Here is a 20,686-nt window from a genome sequence, read left to right as displayed (position 1 = left end):
ATCAGTGGTAACCTTGTTCTGGGGTAATTTTTCCTCTGAAGACATAGTAACTCCAATAGGTATAAACCAAAATAACAGGAATAATGAATAACGCACCGACTAACATAAAGCCTAAACTTTCGGATGGGCCAGCGGCATCACGGAAACTGACTGCGGGTGGAATGAGCGTTGGCCAGATACTGATACCTAGGCCAGTAAACCCAAGGAAAATCAACATTAAAGCCGCTAAGAATGGCACGCTATCGAATCGTTGTCGCTTAGCACTTTTTAGGATCAACCAAGTACAGCCTAATACCAGTAACGGAACAGGTAAAAAGAAGAACAGGTTTGGCAGAGAGAACCAACGCTCAAAAACGGCCTCATTTAACATCGGAGTCCAGAGACTGATCACCGTAATTACCGCTAACATCAGTAATGTTAATGGCCGTAGAACACGATACATCGTGCTACGTAAGTGGCCCTCAGTTTTCATGATCAACCACCCACAAGCTAATAGTGCATAAGCCACAACAAGGCCAAATCCGCAAAATAGTGGGAAAGGCGCGAACCAATCGAAATACCCCCCCATGTAAACACGGTTTTCTACATGGAAGCCTTGGATAAAGGCGCCAACGACCACTCCTTGAACAAAGGTGGCAAAAATTGAACCCCAAATAAAGGCGTGATCCCAATGGCGGCGGTGTGATTCATCCGCTCTAAAGCGAAACTCAAAGGCAACACCACGGAAAATCAAGGCCAATAACATGAAAGTTAATGGAATTGACAGGGCATCAAGGACAATCGCATAAGCGAGAGGAAAAGCACCAAATAAAGCGGCTCCACCTAAAACCAACCAAGTTTCATTGCCATCCCACACTGGGGCAACGCTGTTCATCATCAGATCACGGTCTTGGCTGTCTTTCAGCGCAGGGTAAAGGATCCCAATGCCTAAATCGAACCCATCCATGACAATATACATCAACATACTAAATATGATGATGACAAACCAAATGAGAGGTAAATCAATGCCCATGAGCTGCGTCCTCCGCGATACCTTTACGAATTAATTTCATCATGTACATATAGCCAATCCCGAAAACACCGCCATAAACGACAAAAAAGGCGATTAAACTGATGCTCATGTGCATTTCACCATGTGCACTGACCGCATCAGAGGTTCGTTGTAGCCCATAAACAACCCATGGCTGGCGGCCAATTTCTGTTGTAAACCAACCTGCAAGGATGGCTATCAGCCCAGAAGGTGCCATTAAAAACATAAAACGTAAGAATGTTTTCGACTCATAAAGGTTTTTACGGTAGCGAAGCCATAAACCCCAAACTCCAGCCGCTATCATTAATAAGCCAAGCCCGACCATTACGCGGAATGACCAAAACACCATAAACACGTTAGGCCTATCTTCTGGGGCATATTCTTTTAGCGCGGGGACTTGTTTATCAATACTGTGTGTTAAAATCAGGCTTGCTAAATAAGGGATTTCGATAGCGAATTCTGTTTTTTCCTTTTCTTGGTTTGGAATACCAAACAAGATCAGCGGAGTGGCTTCTCCGGGTTTGTTTTCCCAGTGACCTTCCATTGCAGCCACTTTAACCGGTTGATGTTTAAGTGTGTTTAGGCCGTGAGCATCCCCGATTAAAGCTTGAACAGGGGCTAAAACTAAAATCAACCACAGGGACATGGAAAACATTTTTTTCATGGCACTGGACTTGTTGCCTTTGAGCAAGTGCCAAGCGGCGGAAGCCCCAATAAAAAATGCTGCAGCAAGGAAAGCTGCTGTAGTCATATGCAGTAATCGATAAGGGAAAGAGGGGTTGAAAATAACGGCAAACCAATCAACGGGAACAATGCGCCCATCAATAATTTCAAAGCCTTGTGGTGTTTGCATAAAGCTGTTGGAGGCCAAAATCCAGAATGTGGAAATAATCGTTCCTAGCGCAACCATGCAAGTAGCGAAGAAATGCAATTTTTCACCTACACGGTTCATCCCAAACAACATAACACCGAGGAAACCAGCTTCTAAGAAGAAGGCCGTAAGAACCTCATAAGTGAGTAATGGCCCTGTAATACCTCCCGCAAAATCTGAGAAAAAGCTCCAGTTAGTGCCGAATTGGTATGCCATAACCAAGCCAGAAACAACACCCATTCCGAAATTAACCGCAAAAACTTTCGACCAAAAATGGAACAGTTTTATATAGTCTTGATCACGAGTTTTAAGCCATAAACCTTGTAGCACCGCAAGGTAACTTGCGAGCCCAATCGTAATGGCTGGAAAAATAATATGAAACGAGACCGTAAACGCAAATTGTATACGGGCAAGTTCCAGCGCAGTTAGTCCAAACATATTGACCCCTGAGTGGATATGTTAATGACACGCAACATTCAACGTTTTGATGAGAGCAATTGAGGCGCTAATCCTTAGCAAAAGAGATTGCTCACACCTGAGTGCAAAATAATCGCCATCCAACGAAAAATGTTTTGTGCTTATAGTTAAAAAAAAGTCAGGTGAATGTGTGGATAAGTAGAACATGAGACGATAAACTATAATAGTAACAATTATTGAGATATTAACTATAACAGTTGAGGCGGCTATGACGAGATACGAACAATTAGCAGCGCAAATTCGTCAGCAAATTGAAGACAATATCTGGCAAGTGGGCGACAGATTACCTTCATTGAGGGAAAGTGTTAAACAGTCTGGTTTAAGTTTAATGACTGTTGTGCAAGCATATCAGTTGCTTGAAAGCCAAGGATGGGTCGTTGCTCGCCCGCAATCAGGGTATTACGTGGCAAACCGCAATAACGCATTTGCTGCCGCAAAAGGAGGTAAAGGGCTACATTTGAATGAAAATGTAGAGATTAACGCCTCTATTTTTGGTGTCTTACAAGCTTGTAAGGACCCGAATATTATCCCATTTGGCTCCGCATTTCCAGAGCCCGCCTTATTAGATGACCCAAAACTCGCGAAATCACTCGCGTCTGTCGCTAGGCGCTTATCGAAATTTAATACACCAGCTAATTTGCCGCCTGGTAATGAACAACTGCGTCGAAACATTGCTCAGCGTTATGCAACTCAAGGGATCCATGTTGCTCCTGATGAAATCGTGATTACAGCAGGAGCCATGGAATCTTTAGTTCTGAGCTTACAATCAGTCACTCAGCCCGGGGATTGGGTCGTTATCGAATCACCTGCATTCTATGGTTCACTTCAGGCAATTGAGCGGTTAAAACTCAAGGCAATTGCTATTAAAACAGACCCGCTATTTGGTATTGATCTTGACGCGTTAGAGGATATTGCAAGCAAATATCCAATTAAAGCCTGTTGGCTGATGACACATTATCAAAATCCATTAGGCGGTACGATGCCGCAAACGAACAAAAAACGATTGGTCGATATCCTGAATAAGCAGCAAATTGCATTAATTGAAGACGATGTCTATGGGGAACTTTATTTTGGTAACAAACAGCCAATACCCGCAAAGGCACTAGATACTAAAGGAAATTTCTTTCATTGTTCTTCGTTTTCGAAATGTTTAGCGCCGGGGTATCGAGTGGGTTGGGTTGCCGCGGGTCAACACGCGACAAAAATTCAACATTTACAAATGATGAGCACCGTTTCTGCTAGCGTTCCCACGCAATTAGCTATTGCGGAGTACTTATCATTAGGGGGATATGACAACCACCTTCGTAAACTGCGTTTAACGATGGAACAACGTCAGCACCAAATGTTGAGTGCAATAGCAAAATACATGCCTCAGTCAGTAAAAGTTAATACACCAAAAGGTGGGTATTTTTTATGGCTAGAATTTGAACCGCCATTTAATGCTATTCGTTTGTACCAACTCGCACTAAAAGAGGGGATCAGCATCGCACCGGGAAGTATGTTTTCCACTAGTGATCAGTTTAATCATGCATTTCGTCTGAATGCATCGTTTACATGGAGTGAAAGGGTGGAAGAAGCAATGAAAACTTTAGGCCGTTTATGTCACTTTTTAATCAATGAGAGGCGTGATTAGTCACATTATCATTGTTAATTCATTGCCTTGAAAGATTAACTTTGCCAATCTAAGTATAAATCTAAATGTGTTAGCAGCAATAAATGGGAGGTAATGTGAAAATAAAATGTTTTGACACAATGGAGTTACCTATCCTGGATTGGCATGATGGCGGGGGGGCCAGCCAAGAAGTATTTTGCTGGCCAGTGGCATCGGACTATTCACTACGCGCAAGTATTGCAACCATTGAGCAAGGGAGCTATTTAAAACGTTATGCGGAAGGAGAAAGGTTGGCAGTATTGTTGAATGACCAGCCGCTTCTGTTAACCGATACCAAAGCATTTGAGTGCCGATTAGAGCATGCAGGTGATCATGTCCAATTTTCAGCCCAGCAATTTTGTATGGTAAAAGTCCCAAAGCCATCAGTTAAGTTAATGAATTTTATTTTTCTAGATGATAGGTGGGCGGTTAAAAACTACTTCATCACTGAAGAGTGTAAATTACCAGCTAACCAAGCAGGGTTAGTCTATGTACTCAATGGCGAATGGGAAATTTCTGGCGCAAATTGTCATCTTATGGCGCAAGGACAAGGAGCCTGGTGGCTACCTGATATCGGTGAAGGGGTGATAAAACCACTTAGCACCGATAGCAAGTTAATCTGGATTGAATTATTGCCTCGCTAACTAGTAGCTAAACCGATAGCAGCGAGTGTTAGCATACCGCCTGCAACCCCCTCGGTTATACGGCGTTTTTTATCATTATAAGCTCGCTTATTATGCATGGAAGCAAATAATGCACCTATCACACCATAGATTACGACACACGAAAGTATAAAAGCAGCTGAAAGTATCAAAGACTGAACTGCCACACTTTCTGTCAGCTTAATGAAATTCGGCAAAATAGCGAAATACACCAATAACCCTTTAGGGTTAAGAAAGCTCGTCAGAAATGCTTTAGCTATTACTGCCTTTGTTGACACCGTTTGAATTTTTAAGTCTCCCGCTTTCATCGCAGATAATACCATGCGGATAGCAAGATAAGTGACATAAGTCACTCCAACCCATTTAATGGTGTGGAAAATCATAGGGGAAGCCGCAACAATCGCCGCTAAACCAAGTGCAGCCAGAATCGCATGCGCCATATAGCCCAGTATAATACCTAAATTAGCTTTCAAGGCAGCAGAGGTGCCTCCTGATAATCCTTGTGCGGAAATAAAAAGAATATCTGGGCCTGGTGTGCAGACTAAAGGGACTACGGTTGCGCTAAATAAGAGCAAGGTCTGTAACTCCATTTCAATTCCTCATTATTGTTTATTGTTAATTCACGCAACTGGCCAGTAGCAATAAAATTATAGCGATAATCCAGTGATATTGGATTTTTTTATTGCTTTAAAATAAACAATAATTGGTATTTAATATCAAAAATTAATATTAAATTGAGGTTGAGTACCAATGAAAGAAAATAGGCTAAAATTGGATGCCATTGATAGACGCATCTTACAGATTTTACAAAGAGATGGAAAAATTCAGAATATTGAATTAGCTAAAGAAGTGGGGCTTTCCCCGTCCCCTTGTCTGCGTCGTGTGAAATTGCTTGAAGAAGCCGGGGTTATCAAACGTTATATGGCCGTATTGGATGGCAGTAAAATTGGAGCCGGTCTTTCTTTATTTGCACGTATTTGGTTTAAAACACAAGATGCCAAGACCATCAACCAATTCGTTGAAGACATTAAACAGATGCCTGAAGTCGTTGAATGCCATCTAATGGCAGGGGAATGTGATGCTTTGATCCGTATTGTAACGCAAGACTTAGCCTCTTATCGTCGATTTCATGCAGATCATTTAACGCAAATTAGCAGCATTCAGAGTATAAAGACGGAGGTGCCAATGGAAACGGTTAAGGTGACTTATGCTTTACCACTTTGACGATAATGACCAACCGCGTGATAGTGACGAGTTGGGAGTGTCTAACGATGAATTATAATTATATCTTTAATTATGATAAAAAGATAAATAATAACTATGCTGTATTTATTAGAGAGGTTTATAAAATAAAAGAAATTAAATATGATAAATATGAATAGCTGAACATTTTTTGAAGTTTAATTTTACAAATTGAAATATTATTTCCTCTCTTTTAATGTTGAAAGGTTAGTTTAATATTATTTTAGAATGCTATTAAATGAGGTATTTGAATTTTATATGGCGATTTTTAAAGAGATAATTCTCATATAATGAGAACATGATTGAGTAATAACCTAGCCATAACGACAGCGATAGCTAATCATTTGATATATAAATAATGAAAGGAAAGTTTTTTTGATCCTGCGCAACACCATACTACGTCACTTACCTATACTGATATTAATTAAAAATCAAAATAATATAATGCGAATGTTTCTTATTTAAAATTATTTTCAATTTGCTCGGTAATGATGTGAGTATTTATAAGCATATTTCTAATTGTTATTGGCATTATAATGACAGTCTATTAATTGATTATTTACATTCTGAACCTAATTGAAAATTCACTGAATAATAGGAACTGTTTGCTCATAAATTGAAGGGAAATTTATGATCTATCCTATTACTGATAGAACAATATCGACAGTAAATAATCAAAAATTTAAGCGCTACGCTATTCGCTATTTGGATATCGAACAGCAAACACAGCAGGCAATCATAGAATATGGCCTTAATTTTGAAGCCCCTTTTGCACAGCAACATGAAATTGAGAAACTCAAACTAAGTATAAAGAATCATGGCGCAACTTTTGCCAATAATGGGAAGAGTATACATTGTAATTGGCTCTCGAGTGCTTGCGTGCAATGTCGTACGGGAGAAGGGAGTTATACGACATTTTTGTCATTAAAATGCCACCGCGATTGTTATTTTTGTTTTAACCCAAACCAAGAAAATTATCAGGGTTATCAACAGGAAATGCGTGATGCGCTTGGGGAAATTGATGCAATTGCCGAGCAAGGTTACCCTCTGACCCATATCGCACTAACAGGCGGGGAGCCTCTACTTTTTCGCCAAGAAAGTATCGAGTTTTTCCAAGCCGTCCAACAGAAATTACCTCAGGCTCATAGCCGTTTATATACCGCTGGTGACCCATTAGACCGTAATACCGCATTAGCTTTAGCGAAGGCAGGCCTACAAGAAATCCGTTTTAGCATCAAAATTGATGATTCAAAAGAACGTATCACCAAAGTTTTGCACCGCATCGCGTTAGCTCGTGAAATTTTTCCAGCGGTTATGGTGGAAATGCCGGTGATCCCCAGTACAGAACAGCAAATGTATCAGTTATTAACTCAGCTTGATGACATTGGTATTGATGGTATCAATTTATTAGAGTTTTGTTTCCCACTAACAAATAGTGAAGCGTATCAAGCTCGAGGCTTCGAACTTAAAAATCCACCTTATGAGGTGTATTACAACTATTGGTATGCTGGTGGATTGGCGGTTGCACAGAGTGAATTAGCTTGCCTTCGAGTGCTTAATTTTGCACTCGAAAATAAATTATCGCTTGGGGTGCATTATTGCTCTTTAGAAAATAAACACACGGGGCAAGTGTACCAAAGTAATGCTTTTTTTGAACACAATGAAAAAATATTAGGAAAACATTACTTCTTCTCTTCTCAAGATTATTTTTTTAAAAGCGCCAAAGTTTTTGGTGATGATTGTGAAAAGGTGGAGGTTTTACTGAAACAAACAGGCGTTTCTTATTATCAAGATTTGTTACATGGGTTTTTGCAATTTAACCCTGAAGCAATTTACTTATTAACCTCGCTAGACAAATTACCTATTGCGTTGACCTCTCACATTGTTGAGCCCGATGAACAGGGCAATCCTTTAATTAAAGAAGTGCAAATTGAACTCACTACACCCGCTGAATTTTTACTGACTGACTTGTAGGGATACATTTATGACTAATGACGACCAAATTTTAGATTTTCTGTATGCGCGTCAATTTGCTTATGACGTATTGCGGCGTTTGTTTATGGAAGAACCAACGCCAGAGTTATTAAGTTATTTGAGAGATTCAGGATTGCTGTTATTTCCCTGTGATGAAGTATTACCCGCGATGAGAAATGCCATAAATGACATGCATAAAGACTTAAACAATAGGCAGCTAAAAGCCAATACAGAGGATTTTGAAAACTTGCATTGGGATTTTACTCGCTTATTTATTGGCCCAGAAGCCCCGCCAGCAGCGCCATGGGAGTCAACTTATGTTTCCCGTGACAAACTGTTATTTCAAGAAAGTACCTCAGCAGTGAAATCCTTTTATGAACAGTATGGCGTTCATTTACCGGAAGGGGATAGGGAAGCCGCTGACCATATTGGTTATGAGTTAGATTTTATGTGGCATTTAAGCCTGCGTATTACTGAACTTATTGATAGCGAAAATGAAACCGTTGATTGGGTTAACGTAAACGCGTTGTTGCTCGGGTCTGCCACATTTTTAAATACCCATCTATTGGCGTTTATTACGCCATTTTGCCGCTCAATGCATAACCATGCAGACACATTATTCTATCGTCAATTAAGTTCATTAGTTGAGCTTTTTTTACGCAATGATATTAAAAAAATCAATGAATTAGTCAATTTATAATAATAAACAAAATGAAGAGGTAAGAGCAATGTCAGAAAGACAGAAAATAGCCTTGAGTCGCCGTTCATTTATAGCTTGGACATCGGCGGCATCAGTGATGGCTACGTTACCGCTGAGTAAGCAATTATATGCGGCAACACCAGAGGAAGAAAAAGCGGTTGAGCAAGCAACTGATGCGGTCACTCAAGGGAAATGGAAGCCCGTGGCCTGCTGGCATAACTGTGGTGGCCGCTGTGTTAATAAAGCATTGGTGGTTGATGGCGTAGTTGTTAGGCAAAAAACCGATGATGTAGTTGCGGACTCACCTGATTTCCCACAACAACGAGGTTGTTTACGTGGCCGTTCACAACGTAAACAAGTCTTTGGCGCAGATCGCTTAAAATATCCAATGAAGCGTAAAGGCTGGGCTCCCGGTGGTGGAGATAAAAGCTTGCGAGGCCGAGACCAATGGGTGCGCATCAGTTGGGATGAAGCATTAGATATTGTGGCATCAGAATCGAAACGTATTAAAGAAAAATATGGGAATGAATCGATTTGGATCACTGGCGGTAATGGTGTTGATATCCAAAACGTTTATGCGAAAGCCGGGGGATTTGTTGGCGATTGGGGAACAACCTCATGGGGGGCATGGTTTGAAACACCGGCGCATTTAGGGTTACTTGAAGGGTTTTATACTTTTGGTACCAATGACCGCTTTGATATGCGTAACTCCCAGTTAATCGTGATGTGGGGAGCAAACCCAGCGTGGAGCAGCCCTGGTAGCCCAACTTATAATTACTATCAAGCGAAAAAAGCGGGAGCGCGCTTTATTAGTATTGACCCAAGTTATACGACCACGGCAGAGTTAATGGATGCAGACTGGTACCCTATCAACCCCGGTACTGACCATGCTTTAGCTCTGGGTATCATGTCTGCGTTATTAGAAATGGATAGCCCTGACAACCCATTGATTGATTGGGATTTCTTACGCCGTTGTACGGTTGGTTTTGATGAAAATAATATGCCAGCAGGCGCTGACCCAAAAGGTAACTTCAAAGATTATCTGTTAGGCACCTACACGGGAGAGCCTAAAACACCAGAGTGGGCCTCTAATATTTGTGGTCTGTCAGCTAGCGATATTCGCAAGTTAGCGTGTGAAATCGGCGGCACTAACCGAGTCGCATTGCTTACCGGTTGGGCGCCTGCTCGAATCCATAACGGTGAAGGATGGGTGCAAGCATTCTCAACATTAGGCTTTATGACTGGCCATATGGGAAGGCCTGGTCGCATGACTGGGGTCAGCTGCCACTTCGCAGCTGGAAATAATGGCACGCGGCTTGTAATGGCCGGAGCAAGTGGGTTACCTTCAATCCCAAACCCGGTTAGCTTGAAAATTAATCACAATGAGCTTAACCGTGCATTATTAGAGAAAAGATTCCGCCAACGTGGTGTAGGGGATGTCGATGCAAATATCCAAATGATAATTCACCCGTTTAATGCGACACTGCAAACACGAGCTAATATTTCGCAAAGTGTTGAAGCTTATCGTAAAGATGTGGAACTGATTGTAACTGCAGCATATGTTCCACATACTTGTGCTAAATATTCGGATATTGTCTTACCCGTGACGACAGAGTGGGAACGAGAAGGAACCATATTAAATCCAAGTAACCGCGAAGTTATTATAGCTGCAGTGAATGTAACTCCGCCACTTTATGAGGCGAGAAGTGACCAGTGGATTGCCAAAGAAATAGGTAAACGTCTGAGGATTGATGTCGATGAGGTTTTTCCTGTTTCGGAAAAACAACAATTTTTTAATAAACTCAATGGCGCAACGATTATTGGTGAAGATGGTAAGACCACAGAGCCATTAATCACCATTACCCAAGCGGATATTGATGAATGGCAAGTAACAGGTAAGCCACAGCAAGGCCGAATTACCCTCAACGAATTTCTTACTGTTGGGAAATACCAAGTCAAGCGTACTTCTGGTGATAACTATGGTTATATTGCCTATGAAGATTTTATTCGCGACCCTCAAGCCAATCCACGACCAACACCGAGTGGTAAGTTCGAAATTTACTGCCAAACATTAGTCGAAAAAGCCGATGAATGTGGTTGGACGAAATTACCTCCAATTCCTGAATATATCCCATCCGCGAGCGGTTATGAGGCAAGTTTTAGCGACTTCTCGAAGAAGGAAAAAGGGGATTATCCATTCCAAATCTATAACCCACACTACTTACGTCGCTCTCACAGCACGCTTGATAACGTGCCTTGGTTGCGTGAACAGTGGCCAAGTCCAATTTATATCAATGCGTCTGATGCTAAACGTTTAGGTATTAAACACGGTGAAACTGTGTTGATAACGAGCCCACAGGGAAAAATTGTGCGTCCCGCATTGGTGACACAAACGATGAAGCCGGGTGTGGTGGCATTACCACATGGAAGTTGGACAAATGTTGATGAAAAAACAGGGATAGATATGGCGGGAGCCGACAATACGCTAACTATTCAGGTCCCTACAGGGCTTGGGACGTCAGGGTGGAACACGATGCTATGTAATATTGAAAAATGGCATGGAGACCAGCTAGTTCCAGATGCTGCAATTCCACAGCGTATTATTTTTTAGGGGGCAATAAGAAATGGATAAACAAGTTGGATTTTATATTAATGTTGCCACTTGCATTGGTTGTAAAACCTGCGTTGTTGCGTGTAAAGACAAAAATGATCTTGAGGTCGGGCGCAACTTTCGTCGTGTGTATGATATTGAAGTAGGTGAATATCCACGTCCTCGGACTTGGCATTTGTCTATTGCCTGTAACCATTGTGATGACCCGCAATGCGTCAGCCATTGCCCTACTACCGCAATGCACAAACGAGAGGAAGATGGCGTTGTATTAGTCGACCATGATAAATGTGTGGGGTGCCGCTATTGCACATGGGCTTGTCCATACGAGGCACCTCAGTTCGATGCCAGTATTGGAATGATGACTAAGTGCGACACTTGTCTTGATCTTCGTGAAAAGGGCGGAAATCCAATGTGTGTGGATTCTTGTCCTATGCGTGCGATTGAGTTCGGCCTAATTAGCGAATTACGTAAAAAATATGGCTCGAATGCAGATATTGCAGGGTTACCTAGTTCAAGTATTACCAAACCGAACTTGGTTGTCGGTACAAAAGGATAAGGAGAATTATCATGCATGAATTTCCATTGGTGGTTTTCACCTTATTTATGCAAGCTTCTGTAGGGTGCTTGCTAGTTTCATTGGTGTGCTATTTTCGTGTACTTGAAGGCGGAAATAACCGACAAAGCGTCCAGTTTATTAAACTGCCTATTTTAGCAAGTTTTGTTTTGGGCTGTGTAGGGTTATTAGGCTCACTATTTCATATGGGAAACCCGCTACACATGTTTTACACCATGTTGCATGTGTCGACCTCATGGATGAGCCGTGAAGTGTGGGCGACGGCAATCTATATGGCGCTCTTGTTTTTCATTATCGCACTGCTATTGCTTAAACAAAATGCGAATGCGTTGCTACTGCTGCTGAGTGCGTTAGCCGGTATTATCTATATGTATGCAATGTCAGCATTATACGCTAACACCTTGTTTAACCTCTGGAATGGTTTATTTACCTACGCCAGTTTCTTTGGCGCGGTGTTATTGCTTGGTGGTGTAGTTGCGGCATTATTACTGGTAGGTTCTTTACGTCGCCATGGCAAAGAAGCGCAATTAAAACGTGTGGTCAAAATTGCGCTAGGTATGGGTGTTATAGGAATTTTACTCATGTTACTGGGCGCATTATCTCTGCTAGGGAATATGGGAGAGCCGATTTATATGGGAATGACGCCACGTGAACTTCCTGATGGTTTAGTGAATTTAAGTATTGTTAGAATCATACTTATTGCATTAGGGGTATTGTTTGTTGGTCGTTTACTGTGTCAAAAAAATGGGCACAATGTGAATGCAACATTTGTGATGTCACTGGCAACACTCTGTATTTTTGTTGGCGAGGGAGTTGGTCGGCTGGTATTTTTCTCACTAGGCGGTTAGTTCTTATTAGAAGTAAAATATTATCTGTTTTGCTTTTAACCATATGATGTCGTTAAGTAATATGCTCCGAGGGGAAATTTTCCCTCGGATTTTTTAGTTTTCTTCAGTTCTTTTCATTCTAAATCAAAAACAATAACCCTTTATATAATAAGGAATTAAGCTAGAGTAATTTCAAAATAAATAGTAAATTAAGTTGATTATCTGTAATGATTCTAATTATCATTATTGCTCTTAATCTCCTTTGTTACGTATTCCTTATGAATTTAAAAACTAGCAAACTACTCATACCATTAGCAATTTCAGCTACATTAGCGCCTTATTATGTTTTCGCTGTTGATAATTCAAGAAATGATCAAATTACAGTTACAGGTAATTGGCTTGAAAATACTGAAGATGGTGAGGTGGTATTTAATCACCCAGGTGCTCGAACAGTAAGATCTCAACAGCAAATTAAAGAATCGGGCAGTGAAACCATCGGGGATGCTTTAAAAGGGATCCCAGGTGTGCAGGTACGCGAAAGTAATGGGACAGGGGGGAGCGATGTTTCCTTAAATGTAGGGGTACGAGGGTTAACCTCACGTCTTTCACCGCGCTCAACGATTTTACTCGATGGTATGCCATTAGCCGCTGCGCCTTATGGTCAACCTCAGTTGTCGATGTCACCATTATCACTAGGTAGTATTGAATCTATTGATGTGATCCGTGGAGGGGCTTCTGTGCGTTATGGGCCGCAAAATGTGGGTGGCGTAATTAACTTTGTGACTAAACCTATCCCGAAAGACTTTTCTGGGGGTGTTTCACTTCAAACTCAAGGAGCTAAAACGGGAGGGCTAAAGACACTGGTGGATGCGTCCGTGGGGGGCTCAAAAGCGGATGATTCAGCGGGAGCGCTATTGCTGTACTCAGGGTTACACGGGCAAGGCTACCGTAAAAGCAACGATAATACTGATATTGATGACCTGATTTTAAAAACCCGTTATGCCATAACAGATAACGACGAACTACTGGCTAATTTTCATTACTATCATGCGATGTCAGGTATGCCTGGAGGGTTGACTCAAGCGCAATATAATGCGGACCCTTTCCAATCAACACGGTCTTATGACCGTTTTGAAGGCAATCGACAAGATATGTCATTGAAATACAAACATGAAGAAGATGACAAGCAATTTGAGTTAATGACATGGTTTAGTAAAAGTTATCGGGGTAGTTACATAGAAAGTGAGCATAAAGATAAAGCGAATGAAAGGCGTTTAGTTTCTTACCCTCGCCACTATACCGCTTATGCCATTGAACCGAGTTATTCGCAATTATTCCGTTTTAATGATATTTCACACGAAGTAACAGTGGGGTATCGCTATTTAAATGAGACCGCAGACGAAAAAGCTTACCGTTCAAATTGGTACCAAACGGGTACTCAAAGTTCGCGGCCGAGTACCAATGATTATTATCAACACACATCGGGTGGAACAGAAGCCCATGCGATTTATCTTGATGACACTATTGATGTTGGCAACTGGACAGTGATCCCCGGGATCCGCTATGAGAACATTAATATTCATTTAAATGATAGTTTTAAAAACCAAAATAGAAGTAAGCGCTATAGCGAACCACTTCCTGCGCTGGCCGTGATCTATCATATTGATGATGAATGGAAGCTATTTGCCAATGCGAGTACGTCATTCGGCAGTTTACAGTACTTCCAATTGAATACTAAAGGGGTTGGGAATTCCCCTGCGAATGGGTTAAGTGCAGAAAAAGCCCATAACTACGAAGTGGGGACTAAATACGATAATACCGCGCTATCCCTTGAGGCGACCTTATTCTATATCGATTTTGATGACCAACTGCTTTATGTTGAAAATACAACGGGTTGGACAAATTTGGGCGCCACAACTCACCAAGGTGTGGAATTGGCGGCAAGGTATAACCTGTCTGACCTGAGCGATAAATTGGATGGTATCAGTGTATACAGCACCTATACCTACACGAAAGCGGTTAGTAAAAAAGGTGACTTTGCCCATAAAGATTTACCGTTTTATTCACGACAGGTCTTTACCGCAGGTGGCCGTTATGAAACGGGAAATTGGGTATGGAACTTAAATACCTATGCGCAATCTACCCAAGAATCGCCAGGAACATCAAGCCATTATGTAACAAAACCCAGTGCGGATGGTCGATACGGAACAATCCCCGGTTATATGGTATGGGATGCACGAGGTGAGTACCATTTTGGTAAAAGTTTATCTGATTTAACGTTATCTGCTGGTATTAAAAATCTTTTTGATCAAACCTATTTTACACGTTCTACGGATAATAATTATGGTATCTATGTGGGGCAGCCAAGAACTTACTATGTTCAAGCATCCGTAAAATTTTAATAAATACAAGGCAAAACAATGATAATGAGAAAAATTATCAATATATTCGTGCTGATTCTTGGCGTAGTTAGCCTACTATTTTCGACTAGTAGCTTATCCGCACCTATCACGGTGACGGATATAGCGGGTAGGGACGTAACCGTCAATGCGCCGGTATCTCGAGTGATGCTGGCAGATAGCCGCGTTTTGGTTGCGCTGAATATATTACATCCACAAAATCCACTAAAAGGGATTATTGCTTGGGATGATGCGTTAATAAAAAAAGCGCCTGACCTGAGTGTGGCTTATAGTAAAAAATTCCCAGAATTAAGCAAGATCTCTGTTTTCCCAAACCCGTATACAACGGACTTTAGCGTTGAGAAAGCGTTGGTTGCACAGCCAGATTTGCTCATTTTTGATATTGGCTTAAAGAGTAAGCTCACAGAAAGTGGCACTCTATCATTATTGGAAAAAAGTGGCTTACCTGTGATTTTTATCGATTTTAGACAATATCCACTGAAAAACACCCTGCCGAGTATGACGTTATTGGGCCAAGTATTTGGTGAGGAACAACAAGCGCAAGCATTTAATCAGTTTTACCAGCAAAAGTTAGACTTAATCCGTTCAAGAGTGGCTAAACTTAGTCAAGAGCAACGTCCAAGCGTATTTATTGAACGAGCCGCTGGTATCCAAGGTGAAGATTATTGCTGTAAAACGTTTGGTAATGGCAATTTTGGTGAATTTGTTGAAGCAGCTGGTGGAAATAACCTAGGTTCCCAATGGTTCAGTATTGGAATGGGGGGAGAAATCAGTGAAGAACAACTGATTCACAGCAACCCGGACTACTATTTAATGACGGCAGCAGATTGGGATAACACTCGTAAAGGTAGTGCTTCTGTGCCATTAGGATATACCGGAAATAAACAAACTTCTTTGGCTAGGCTGAATAAGCTAATGGATCGCCCTAAATTTCGTTCATTATCTGCCTTCAAAAACAAACAAGTATTGGCACTCTATCAGCAATATTATGATACGCCATTTAATATTATTGCGGTGGAAGCAATTGCAAAATTCATCCACCCTGAGCTGTTTGCAGACCTTGATCCGCAAGCAGATAGCGATTACTTACATAAAACGTTCACTGCCTTAGAAGGTGATGGTGTGTTTTGGGTTCAAGCGGAATAATTATCTTCTCATGTAGCCCGCTTTAGCGCTGTTGGCAGCTAAAGTGGGCAAATAGTTTATTAGCTAATAATAGTTTAAGCCTCGTTGATCACCGGCAAAATAATTTTTGACGGGTGCTCACTAGAAAAATGTAGGCTATTACAGGCTATTTTCCACGTTCTGTCACCTGCGATAGTTTTACCTGTATTTGTATTGAAGTCATACTTAGGGAAGTTGCTACTAGAAATATCTAATCGGATACGGTGCCCTTTTGCGAAACGATTTGCACAGGCAAAGGGCTTAATTTTCACTTCGACAATTTCATTGGGTGTTAATAATTCCTTTTTCTCATATCCATGCCGAAAACGGCAGCGAATAATGCCATCTGTAATATTCATGGCATAACCTTGTGGGTAGTCGGCACTAGGTGGGTAAACATCAATAAGCTTTGCAGTAAAATCCGTATCTAAAGCATCACTACTGATCCAAAGCGACACCTCTATTTCACCAGCTAAACAGACATCTGTTTGTAATTCTTCGGTTTCGAAAACTAAGACATCACAACGGGCAGAAAGAGGTAGGTTATTTTGTTTGCTACCAAAAAATTGCGGTAATTCACGTTGGTTAAAAGCTCCTCCCCAAAATATCGGTTGGCCTGAAGTTAAGGCGCCGCCAATGGTAGGGACTGGGTGCTTAGGGTCATAACAATAGGATATTGAGGCTGTTTTAGTGTAGGAGTGAAGAGATAATTTGTTATCTGGCCACAAATAATATGCAGTTTTTTCAGTATTTGCTAAAGGCCATTGATGGCAGTTAAGCCATTTTCCACCATGCTCTATACGCCCTTGTCGGTTACGTTTACCGCTTCCACCACCCATCATAAATATCGTTACATCTTCATGATTGTTTTTGGAATTTTCATTTTTTAAGTGGGCTTCAAACCAGTTCAACCGGCAAGAAAGCCAACTTTCACTGACATTGTTATCAAATGCGGCGATATCACCGAACTCTGCGTCACCGCTATGCGTGATATTGCGGTCACCATGGAGCCAAGGGCCCATGATTAATTTTTGAGGTGATTGTTTTTTAGTAACAAATGCATGATAGTTATCTAATGTTGAACTGACATAGGCATCATACCAACTGGACATGAATAATACTGGGATATCAGGTATTTGATCATAATAGCCTTCAGCATAGATGCCGATTTTCTGCCAATAATCGGAAAAACACTCTTCTTCCCATTGTTCAAATAAATACGATTCATATTCAGGGACGTGTTTAAGCAATGTTTGTCCTTGATACCATGGCATTGTTGTGAACCACTCATGGATATTTTCTTGTTCGAGTGCAGCTAAAATATCGGGAGATTGCTGGGCGACTGGGCTTAGTTTAGCTTGTTTAAATGCCCAAGTTGCTTGTTTGAGTTCAAAAGCGCCTCCTTGACGGATCCCACATTGATAGGCGTTGGCAAATCCACCGGAATCCAGCACCATCGTGTGTAAGCCTGGTGGGTTTAGACACGCCATTGCTAATTGTGTATGAGCGGCATAAGAGAGGCCCATTGAACCTATTTTGCCATTACACCAGGGTTTTTCCATAATCCATTGTAATGTATCAAAACCATCCTCGGCTTCATTAATATATTTTGTGAACTTTCCTTCGGACTCATAGCGTCCACGGCAATCCTGATACACAACAATAAAACCATACTCATTGAAGTATTTCGCCATTTCTTGGCGTGTTATTTGCTGGCCTGATACCGTTTTTTCCGAACGAGAAGGTGCGCTTTTATCATAGGGGGTTCGCTCTATAATAACGGGAAAAGACGTAGCTGATTGAGTTTGTGGAAAGTAAACATCGGTAGATAGCATTATTCCATCACGCATTTTTATCCGGTAATTCTTCATATCCATTTTATTAATACCCTATGGTCACGGCGATAGTCAGTAAGCCGATACTGATTGCCATAAAAATTAAAAATAGCGGTAAAATATACTTCGCCCAAGTAGTCCAACTTACGCCTGCCGTAGCTAAGAAGATTAATAACCCACTGGATGTTGGTGTGATCATGTTAGTCAGCCCATTACCCATTAAAAATGCAAAAACGGTTGTTTGAGGAGAAACCCCAGAAATTTCACCAACGGGGCCTAAAATTGGCATTGTGACAGCGGCTTGCCCAGACGTTGATGGAATGGCAATGTCTAATAATAGTTGAGAAATAAACATGCTATATGATGAAACATAAGGACCGTGATTACCGACTAGCCCAACTAATTGATGAATAATGGTATCGAGAATTTTACCTTGAGAAAGAATAATTTCGACCGCAGTCGCTAACCCAATTAACACTCCTGCGATAAGGACTTTTTTCATTCCACTGACAAATGCGTTAGCAGCAGCACTTGCGGTTAAACCACTACAAAAAGTTAAAATGACACTTAAGAATAAATAGTAAGCAGATAAATCATTATTTTTCCAATGCCAGCGATTAGATGCATAGACTAAAAATGCAACACCGATAGCTAAGACAATTAACATAAGTTTATGACGATGGGTTAATTGTGTGGTTTGATTATGTTCTTCAACCACATAGCTTGTGAATGTCGTTTTACGAATACTATAGAAAATAAATAAAATACCGAGTGTAATAAAAATAAGGTACGCTGCAATCCGCATACTTAAACCACTAAAAACCGGGAGACCAACAAGCGGTTGTGCGATAGAAAGTGCATATGGATTGGTGATGGAGGCGAGGTATCCTACCTTAACCGCAATCGCTACAATGGCAAGCCCAATAAGTTCATTCAACCCAACGCGTTTCACTAAGGCAATAACCATGGGAATAACCAAAAGATACTCTTTGGCTAACCCCATAAAGGTACTTCCCATGGAAAATACAATCATTAAGAAAGGGATCAACAAATAGATATTGCCTCGGGTGACGTGAAGCAACCGTTCTAACCCTGATTCTATTGCCCCTGTTTTATTGAGAATTCCAAACATTCCTCCGATGAATAGAACCATATAAATAAGCGGTGATTGTTTAACAATTCCTTCGGGGATCGCTTTAAACAGTTGAGGTAAACTGACGGGAACGGCAGTACCTTCTGCTGATTTTTCAGTACCTAATAATTGCTCTAACGTGATGTCTTTAGTGATAGTTTGGTAAGAGTCCGGAATGACTTTTTTACCATCGCGCTCATATTGGCCTGAATTAACAAAATAAGTCATTAAAAAGGCAATGATAACAATAGTTAACATTACTAAAACTGGATTCATTTGCCAGCCTGGTGGTGACGATGGAGTTTGTATAGTGTTGTTTGTTGGTTGCATGGTGTTGTCTCTTTTATTGTATTAATTATGAGTCGTAACCGAGCTGCCTTGATATGCGTAAAGCAGACAGAAGCAGTTGTTCAGTCATATCTTGTTCTTTTTCATCAGAAAAACGGCTTAGTGGTAAGCTAATGCTCAGTGAAGCAATGCATTCCCCGTGTTGTGAAAAGATAGGTGCGGCAATAGCACCGATACCTGCGGTTAATTCGCCTCGGGTAATGGCAAAACCTTGTGAGCGTATGGTGGCAATTGATTTTTCAATTGAGGGATTCTTTTCAATAAAATGTGCTTGAACATCTTTAGGGGAGTAAGCCAATAGTACTCTGCCTGACGCTCCAGATCCTAACGGCCGGCGATTGCCAGCTTCACTGCGTACTTGAAGTGATTGCCCTGATGGCTTATGAAGAACTTGTAAAATTTCACCGTTGTCACGTATACGCATTTGAATGTTTTCATCAAAACGTTGACGGAGTTGCTCTGCTTCAACTTCTGCGACTTGGATATAGTTTATTTGCTGGCGAGCGCAATTCCCCAAGCTTAATAATTGATGGCCTAAATGATAGGTCACTGGGTTTTCATTTTTTTGCACGAAATGACGGTTTTCTAACGTGCATAATAAACGGTATACCTTGGATTTATTCATGCCAGATAAGCGTGCAAGTTCACTTAATCCAAGATTGTTTTTTTCACCTAATAGCATTAATAACAATAAAGCATCATCAACGGCAGTGACAATATTCTCTTTCATCTTAACCTCGGTTGGTTTATACAGTAAACCATTGGTTTATTTGATAAAATTAGCATGGAGAATAATAAAAAATGATTCAAGAGAGTTGTTAATAAATTGTGACGTGAGTTAGGGTTTTAAAAAGGTTTATGTCAGTGAAAAAAAGAAAAATGAAATATTTATAAGATAAAACAATTGGTTATATAAAACGTAAAATGAGAAAGTTTTGCTGACAACGTGAATAGAAATTATTGTAAATGGGAAGCTAATCGTCATTTATGGCGGTTATTTGGTTCATCTAGTGAAATTGGCTCGTACATCAGTAATAAATAAAAGAACCTCCAGTGAAAAAATGTGTCATTTTTATTGAATTTTTAAGGAGAAAATACGGGAATGGCAGAGATTATCAAAAAGCATCGAAGATATTTCTTAAATAATGAGCCTTATGGCAAAATGAAA

Annotated in this window: 16 protein-coding genes; 10 read left to right on the top strand and 6 right to left on the bottom strand. The window is 40.9% G+C overall.

Annotated features, from left to right (window positions below):
* Position 1 precedes the first annotated feature (1 nt).
* Together cydB and P3L37_RS10790 are read right to left on the bottom strand one after the other, a co-directional pair.
* A complete protein-coding gene (cydB, locus tag P3L37_RS10795) occupies positions 2–1,012 on the bottom strand; it encodes a cytochrome d ubiquinol oxidase subunit II (RefSeq protein WP_109911285.1) in 1,011 nt (336 codons plus the stop codon).
* Entirely contained in the window at positions 1,002–2,339 is a 1,338-nt protein-coding gene (locus P3L37_RS10790) for a cytochrome ubiquinol oxidase subunit I (protein WP_109911286.1), read from the bottom strand. Before P3L37_RS10790 ends, cydB begins: the two co-directional genes overlap by 11 nt.
* 247 nt (positions 2,340–2,586) lie before the next feature.
* Here P3L37_RS10790 and P3L37_RS10785 point away from each other — a divergent pair, with 247 nt between their 5' ends.
* Both P3L37_RS10785 and P3L37_RS10780 read left to right on the top strand, forming a co-directional pair.
* Positions 2,587–4,011, top strand: coding sequence for a PLP-dependent aminotransferase family protein (locus P3L37_RS10785; protein WP_004910542.1), 1,425 nt, complete (start codon positions 2,587–2,589; stop codon positions 4,009–4,011).
* Between the two features lie 95 nt (positions 4,012–4,106).
* The gene (locus tag P3L37_RS10780) at positions 4,107–4,673 is read left to right on the top strand and encodes a HutD family protein (protein WP_238562678.1); all 567 of its coding nucleotides are present in this window, start codon (positions 4,107–4,109) and stop codon (positions 4,671–4,673) included.
* On the opposite strand, the gene P3L37_RS10775 is transcribed toward P3L37_RS10780, so the two are convergent.
* Positions 4,670–5,281 (bottom strand): LysE family translocator, encoded by a 612-nt coding sequence (locus P3L37_RS10775; protein WP_109911287.1) that lies wholly within the window; start codon positions 5,279–5,281, stop codon positions 4,670–4,672. The two genes, P3L37_RS10780 and P3L37_RS10775, sit on opposite strands and share 4 nt — an antisense overlap.
* Positions 5,282–5,441: 160 nt before the next feature.
* Between P3L37_RS10775 and P3L37_RS10770 the strand changes: the two genes are divergently transcribed.
* From P3L37_RS10770 to P3L37_RS10735, 8 genes are all read left to right on the top strand, one after another.
* Positions 5,442–5,915: an Lrp/AsnC family transcriptional regulator gene (locus P3L37_RS10770; protein WP_109911288.1), complete on the top strand. Its 474-nt coding sequence runs from the start codon at positions 5,442–5,444 to the stop codon at positions 5,913–5,915.
* Between the two features lie 648 nt (positions 5,916–6,563).
* On the top strand, positions 6,564–7,907 hold the full coding sequence (locus P3L37_RS10765; protein WP_272667297.1) for a radical SAM protein: 1,344 nt from the start codon (positions 6,564–6,566) through the stop codon (positions 7,905–7,907).
* Between the two features lie 10 nt (positions 7,908–7,917).
* The gene (locus P3L37_RS10760; RefSeq protein ID WP_117161967.1) at positions 7,918–8,607 is read left to right on the top strand and encodes a molecular chaperone; all 690 of its coding nucleotides are present in this window, start codon (positions 7,918–7,920) and stop codon (positions 8,605–8,607) included.
* Between the two features lie 28 nt (positions 8,608–8,635).
* Positions 8,636–11,218, top strand: coding sequence for a molybdopterin-dependent oxidoreductase (locus P3L37_RS10755; protein WP_238562677.1), 2,583 nt, complete (start codon positions 8,636–8,638; stop codon positions 11,216–11,218).
* A 13-nt stretch (positions 11,219–11,231) separates the two neighbouring features.
* Positions 11,232–11,774, top strand: a complete 543-nt coding sequence (locus P3L37_RS10750) for a DMSO/selenate family reductase complex B subunit (protein WP_004264054.1) — start codon at positions 11,232–11,234, stop codon at positions 11,772–11,774.
* A gap of 11 nt (positions 11,775–11,785) precedes the next feature.
* Complete coding sequence (locus P3L37_RS10745; RefSeq protein ID WP_238562676.1) at positions 11,786–12,640, top strand: dimethyl sulfoxide reductase anchor subunit family protein; 855 nt, start codon at positions 11,786–11,788, stop codon at positions 12,638–12,640.
* 257 nt (positions 12,641–12,897) lie between these two features.
* Positions 12,898–15,021: a TonB-dependent receptor family protein gene (locus P3L37_RS10740; RefSeq protein ID WP_110731891.1), complete on the top strand. Its 2,124-nt coding sequence runs from the start codon at positions 12,898–12,900 to the stop codon at positions 15,019–15,021.
* 18 nt (positions 15,022–15,039) lie between these two features.
* Complete coding sequence (locus P3L37_RS10735; RefSeq protein WP_109911294.1) at positions 15,040–16,185, top strand: ABC transporter substrate-binding protein; 1,146 nt, start codon at positions 15,040–15,042, stop codon at positions 16,183–16,185.
* Between the two features lie 74 nt (positions 16,186–16,259).
* On the opposite strand, the gene P3L37_RS10730 is transcribed toward P3L37_RS10735, so the two are convergent.
* Genes P3L37_RS10730 through P3L37_RS10720 form a run of 3 tightly spaced genes read right to left on the bottom strand, consistent with a single transcriptional unit; the run spans position 16,260 to position 20,248 of the window.
* Entirely contained in the window at positions 16,260–18,080 is a 1,821-nt protein-coding gene (locus tag P3L37_RS10730) for a CocE/NonD family hydrolase (protein ID WP_204163251.1), read from the bottom strand.
* A gap of 4 nt (positions 18,081–18,084) precedes the next feature.
* Positions 18,085–19,500 carry a YfcC family protein gene (locus P3L37_RS10725; RefSeq protein WP_238562675.1) on the bottom strand — a complete coding sequence of 472 codons (1,416 nt, stop codon included), beginning with the start codon at positions 19,498–19,500 and terminating at the stop codon, positions 18,085–18,087.
* Between the two features lie 25 nt (positions 19,501–19,525).
* Positions 19,526–20,248 carry an IclR family transcriptional regulator gene (locus tag P3L37_RS10720; RefSeq protein ID WP_004910559.1) on the bottom strand — a complete coding sequence of 241 codons (723 nt, stop codon included), beginning with the start codon at positions 20,246–20,248 and terminating at the stop codon, positions 19,526–19,528.
* Between the last annotated feature and the right edge of the window lie 438 nt (positions 20,249–20,686).

It is taken from the genome of Providencia sp. PROV114, assembly GCF_032704305.1.
GTDB lineage: Bacteria > Pseudomonadota > Gammaproteobacteria > Enterobacterales > Enterobacteriaceae > Providencia > Providencia rettgeri.
Note: the sequence above shows the minus strand (reverse complement) of the source record. Positions and strands in the feature narration are given on the sequence as shown.